Raw genomic sequence first — 5,164 nt, 5'->3', positions numbered from 1 at the left:
TAGCAGACGGCGCAGCACCACGATGACAATCACCGCCGCAACCGCCAGAAGCACCGCAATCCCAATGGCAAGCGGAGGTAGCAACGCTCTTCGTCAGCTTTACAGCATCCTTGACCACTAGCTGACTGGCTGCAGACGGCCAACTGCAGTCGATGCTGGTTCGTAAGCGCCTGGAATGTATGTGAAATATCGTCGCGTCCCTACAGGCTAAACGCCAACCGGCATCGAAAGGTGGGCCAGAAGGTGGACTAAAATACCCGATACTATGCCAGGCTAGTAAAAACACGCCATAATCTGGCGATAATGGTGCGGTCGAGAAGACTCGAACTTCCACGGCCTTTCGGCCACAACGACCTCAACGTTGCGCGTCTACCAGTTCCGCCACGACCGCACATCATGTTGGGCCGGACGGGTCCGGCACCGGGTAGGAGCGGGCGCCTAGCAAAGCTTGCGGGGGGATGCAAGCGAGCTTCGCCGCTTTTGTTCCGCGCGTCCCGCATCGCCCGGCGCGCGCCGTTTCGCCGCGCGGCGGAGCGCCTGTCATCGAAGCGACTCCGAAGCGTCATCCCTCTGTCATCGCTCTACCGTCAGACCGTCATCGAATCACCCTAGTGGCGGCGTCACCGGGGGCGAGACGGCAGTGCCTCTCCTCGTTCGCCGGTGATTTTTCAGCAGCGTCCAGGCGGCGCACACCGGGAACGGAGATTTTCATGGCGGCATTCGCACGCATTCGTTTGGTCATGCTCAGCGGCGTGGCCTGTTCCATCCTTGCCGCCTGCGGGGCCGACGGCGTCGCCTCGCCGGGCGAGGGCACGATCGTCATTCCGGCGCCGACCCCCACGCCGACCCCCACCCCCACGCCGACCCCGACGCCGGGCACCGTCACCCCGGCCGCCAACTGCCCGACCATCGCGGGCAGCGACCAGCTCAGCGACCTCGGCACGATCAGCGGCCCGCAGGGCACCTGGCGCAACTGCGGCTTCCCCGCGCGCTTCAACGCGACGACCGCGATCCCCAAGGTGCCGGGCGTCATCTATTCGCTGCCGGGCCGCGTCGATGTCGGCAAGGACGAGGGGCCGTCGGGCACCAACACGGTCGTCACGCTGACGATCGACCCCGGCGTCGTCATCTTCGGCGCGACCGGCGTGTCGTGGCTCGCGGTCAATCGCGGCAACAAGATCGACGCGGTCGGCACCCCGACCCAGCCGATCATCTTCACCGGCCGCGGCAACGTCGTCGGATCGGCCGACGACAGCACCTCGCAGCTGTGGGGCGGCGTCGTGCTGCTGGGCCGCGCGCCGGTCACCGACTGCTTCGCGCCGGGGCCGGGCGTCGTCGAGGGGACCGACAGCTGCTACCGCGAGACCGAGGGGGCCAGCGGCGCCCATTACGGCGGGTCGAACAAGGCCGACAGCTCGGGCCGCATGTCCTATGTCCAGCTCCGCTATTCGGGCTTCACCCTCGCGCCCGACAAGGAGCTTCAGGCGCTGACCCCCTCGGGCGTGGGTTCGGGCACGCAGCTCGACCATATCCAGAGCCACAACAGCTCCGACGACGGTATCGAGGTGTTCGGCGGCAATGTGAACATGAAGCATCTCGTCATCACCGGCGCCGAGGACGACAGCCTCGACACCGATGTCGGCTATCAGGGCAACATCCAATATGTGATCGCGGTCCAGCGCGCCGGCGGCACGATCGGCGACTCGATCATGGAGATCGATTCGGACGGCAACGAGAACGCGTCGCCGCGCCAGCGCGTGACGATATCGAACTTCACCTTCATCCACCGCAACAACGCCGCCGGGAACGGCGCCGCGATCCGCATTCGCGGCGGGGCCGACTATAATTTCGTCAACGGCCTGATCGTCGCGCCGGGGTTCCGCTGCCTGCGCATCGACAGCACGACGACGACGCAGGCCGCCAATCCCGCGCTCGACGAAGCCGGCCCGCCGCGCTTCGAGTCGGTCTCGATGCAGTGCAACGGCACGCCGTTCCGCGGCGGCGGAAGCCCCGCCGTCACCGATGCGGAGGTGCGGGCGATCTTCGAACTGGGGGCGGAGAACCGGTCGACCTATGTGCCGACGCTGGCCGACCTGTTCGTCAACGGCGCGACCGAGACCGGCTTCAAGCCGTTCGATGCCAGGACGCTGAACGCCTTCTTCGACACCACGGCCTATGTCGGCGCCGTCCGCGACGCCAGCGACACCTGGTATCAGGGCTGGACGTGCAACTCGGCCACCGCCTCCTTCGGGTCGGCGAGCGGCGCCTGCACCGCGATCCCGACGACCTGATCCGACGCGACCCGATCGGGGGAGCGGGCGGGCGCTGCACCGGCCCGCTCCCCCTTCTGCCTTATTCTTGGGGACACTCCACATGACCAAGCGGCCGATCTTCGCCAGCCTGCTTCTCCTCAGCTCCGCGCTCGTCGCGCCGGCCGCCCTCGCCCAGCAGGAGCCGGCCGCCGAAGGCGCGGCGCCCGCCGGCGAACGCCCGGCGTCCGACGAGGCGCAGGGCGACGTCTCGATCCCCGGCGGCGGCGGGCAGGAGATCGTCGTCACCGGCCGCTTCACCCCCAACGTCGTCCGCGCGACGCCGGAGGTCGTGTCGGTGCTCTCCTCGGCCGACATCGCGCGCACCGGCGAAGGCGACATCTCGGGCTCGCTTCAGCGCGTGACCGGCCTTTCGGTCGTCGGCGGCGGCTTCGTCTATGTCCGCGGGCTGGGCGACCGCTATTCGCTGGCCTTGCTCAACGGATCGCCGCTGCCGAGCCCCGAACCGCTGAAGCGCGTCGTGCCGCTCGACATCTTTCCGTCCAATGTCATCGATTCGACGCTGGTCCAGAAAAGCTATTCGGCGAACTTTCCGGGCGAGTTCGGCGGCGGGGTCATCAACCTGACGACCAAGGCGACCCCGCGCGAGCCCTTCATGACCCTGTCGGGCGGCATCGGCTGGGACAGCGAGACGACCAACCAGCTCGGCTACACCTATTATGGCGGCGACACCGACTGGACGGGGTTCGACGACGGCACCCGCGACGTGCCGCCGCTGTTCGCCGCCGCGCTGGCGAGCGGCAAGCCGATCCTCGAGGGTGCCGATTTCAGCCGCGACGAGCTGAAGGCGATGGCGATGCAGCTGTCGAACGCGCCGACGACGCTCCTCCAGCAGAACGACCATATCCCGGTCAACTGGTCGGCGGGGCTGACCGGCGGCACGACGATCGCGCTTCCGGGCGGCGAACTGGGCATCATCGCGACCGCCGGGATCAGCAACAAGTGGCGCACCCGCGACACGCTGCAGCAGACCTCGGTCGAGCGCGACCTGTCGGGCGATCCGCAGTCGAGCTATGACCGCGTCGTCACCGACAACCGCGTCGTCGTGAACGGCCTGCTCGGCTTCGGGCTGGAACTCGGCGACCACAAGCTGCGCTGGACCAGCCTCTATATCCGCGACACGCTGAAGCAGGCCCGGCTCGCGCTCGGCACCGACCGCAACCAGTCCGACCGCGACATCATGAAGCAGGACACCGCCTGGTACGAACGGCAGCTGATCAACACCCAGTTCGTCGGCGAATTCAAGTTCGACCGGCTGTCGCTCGACCTGCGCGGCGCCTACGCCAATTCGCAGCGCGAGGCGCCCTATGAACGCAGCTTCACCTATGTCCGCACCAACCTGCCCCCCGAACAGGACCCGGTCGGCGGCAAGTTCGTCAACGACCTCGGCGGCAGCCGCGGCGACGCGTCGATCGCCTTTTCGGACCTGAACGAGGACCTGTGGTCGGGCGGCGTCGACCTGTCCTACGAAATCGCGCCGCGCGTCAGCGCGACGGTCGGCTATGCCTACAGCGACACGCACCGCGTCGCGACGCGCCGATCCTTCCTGTTCCGCGCCGCGAACCTGCCGCTGGCGGTGCAGCAGCTCCGCCCCGACTATCTGCTCTCCGACGCGACGATCCAGCTCTACGACATCACGATGATCGAAACCTCGGCGCAGGACGGCACCGCGGCCTTCGACGCCAGGCTGCGCACCCACGCGGGCTATGCCCAGCTTCAGGCCGAGATCGTGCCGGGGGTCAACGTCAATGCGGGCGTCCGCTATGAACAGGCGAAGCAGACGGTCGCCCCGGTCGACCTGTTCGGCAGCGGCTCGTCGGCGATCGTGGCGACCAACCTCGACCGCGATTACTGGCTGCCGGCGGTCACGCTGACCTGGGAACTGGCACCCGACATGCAGCTTCGCGCGAGCGGGTCCAAGACGATCGCGCGCCCGCAGTTCCGCGAACTGGTGGCGCAGGTCTATCAGGACCCCGAATCGAACCGCCTGTACCGCGGCAATCCGTCGCTCACCGACAGCGAGCTGTGGAATGCCGAGGCGCGCTACGAATGGTATTTCGGGCGCGATCAGCGGCTGTCGGTCGCCGGCTTCTACAAGGCGATCGACAATCCGATCGAGGCCTATACCTCGATCTCGGATTCGTCGATCAACACCAGCTACGCCAACGCGCCCAAGGCGACGCTCTATGGCGCCGAGGTCGAGCTTCAGAAATATGTGCCGCTGGACAATATGTCGGATGGGGCCTTCTGGGCCAGCCGCCGGCTCGTGCTGATCGGCAACTACACCTACACGCAGTCGAAGATAAAGGTCGGCGCGGGCGACACCACCGTCATCGATGGGAACCGGCAGGACGCGGCCAATTATTTCTTCGACGGCGCGCCGCTGACCGGCCAGTCGGACCATCTGGTCAACGTCCAGATCGGGCTGGAGGACACCGACCGGCTGTCGCAGCAGACATTGCTGCTGACCTATGCCAGCCCGCGCGTTACCAGCCGCGGTCCGTCAGGGCAGCCCGACCTGCTCGAAAAGCCGGGCGTCTCGCTCGATTTCATCGCGCGGCAGGGCCTGATGCTGCTCGGCAAGGAGATCGAACTGAAGTTCGAGGCCCGCAACCTCACCGGCCGCACCTACAAGGAGGTGCAGGAATCGGGCAGCAACCGCATCTATTTCAACCGCTACAAGCTCGGCCGCACCTTCTCGCTGAGCGCGTCGCTCAAATTCTAGACTCTGTCCTGCGGGGATTTAGGGTTCGGCACAGCTTTTCCCATTCGTCACCCTGAACTTGTTTGGCAATTATCCCTTTTCGACAGGTGAGCGTTCCCCGGCGAAAGCC

2 protein-coding genes and 1 tRNA gene are annotated in these 5,164 nt (G+C 66.7%); 2 read left to right on the top strand and 1 reads right to left on the bottom strand.

The features are described 5' to 3' along the window. Window positions 1-304: 304 nt before the first annotated feature. Window positions 305-391, bottom strand: a tRNA-Leu gene (locus SGR02S_RS18860). Window positions 392-710: 319 nt separating this feature from the next. Between SGR02S_RS18860 and SGR02S_RS18855 the strand changes: the two genes are divergently transcribed. Next, the gene (locus SGR02S_RS18855) at window positions 711-2,291 is read left to right on the top strand and encodes a beta-helix domain-containing protein (protein WP_067113713.1); all 1,581 of its coding nucleotides are present in this window, start codon (window positions 711-713) and stop codon (window positions 2,289-2,291) included. Window positions 2,292-2,373: 82 nt separating this feature from the next. After that, window positions 2,374-5,055 carry a TonB-dependent receptor domain-containing protein gene (locus SGR02S_RS18850; RefSeq protein WP_067113711.1) on the top strand — a complete coding sequence of 894 codons (2,682 nt, stop codon included), beginning with the start codon at window positions 2,374-2,376 and terminating at the stop codon, window positions 5,053-5,055. Window positions 5,056-5,164: the final 109 nt, after the last annotated feature.

The organism is Sphingopyxis granuli NBRC 100800, from assembly GCF_001591045.1.
GTDB lineage: Bacteria > Pseudomonadota > Alphaproteobacteria > Sphingomonadales > Sphingomonadaceae > Sphingopyxis > Sphingopyxis granuli.
The sequence above is the reverse complement of the archived record's forward strand: the minus strand, read 5'-3'. Positions and strand labels throughout refer to the sequence as shown.

Bases quoted from the DNA above. Each gene is read 5' to 3' on its own strand.
- SGR02S_RS18855 (WP_067113713.1), top strand. From the start codon at position 711: ATGGCGGCATTCGCACGCATTCGTTTGGTCATGCTCAGCGGCGTGGCC.
- SGR02S_RS18850 (WP_067113711.1), top strand. From the start codon at position 2,374: ATGACCAAGCGGCCGATCTTCGCCAGCCTGCTTCTCCTCAGCTCCGCG.